At 62.5% G+C, this 526-nt stretch carries 1 protein-coding gene; it reads left to right on the plus strand.

The features are described 5' to 3' along the window. Window positions 1-44: 44 nt before the first annotated feature. On the plus strand, window positions 45-526 hold a 482-nt coding region (locus AC1DU6_RS35730), incomplete at its 3' end, for a GNAT family N-acetyltransferase (protein WP_477863368.1).

Raw genomic sequence — 526 nt, forward strand, 5'->3', positions numbered from 1 at the left:
GTAATCTGTTGCTCAACTAACCCTCGGATCGACCGGGCAGCGTCATGAAGATCAAACAAGCCAGCTTCAGAAAACGCTTGCACCAGTTGATGCGGCGGGGCTTCGGCCGACTGCCGCGTGACACACGGCATGCCATCTATCGCGGCATGATCGACTGCGACCCGGCGCCGGATCCAAGGCTGGAGCTCAAGGTCGCCGAGACCCGCGAGGAGCTCGAGGACTGCTTCCGCATCCTGCATGATGCCTACGTGGCCAGCGGTTTCATGAAGCCGTCGCCCTCAGGCCTGCGCGTCACCATGTATCACGCGCTGCCGACGACAACCACGCTGTGCGCCAAGTACGACGGCCGCGTCGTCGGTACCATGTCCATGATCCGCGAGGGTGTGTTCGGCTTTCCGCTGCAGTCGGTCTTCGACCTCAGTGAGGTGCGCGCCAAGCAGGGCCAGATCGCCGAGATTTCAGCGTTGGCCGTGCATCCGGACTTCCGCCAGACGGGTGGCGCCATCCTGTTCCCGCTGATGAAGTT

Source organism: Roseateles sp. P5_B10, from assembly GCF_056400485.1.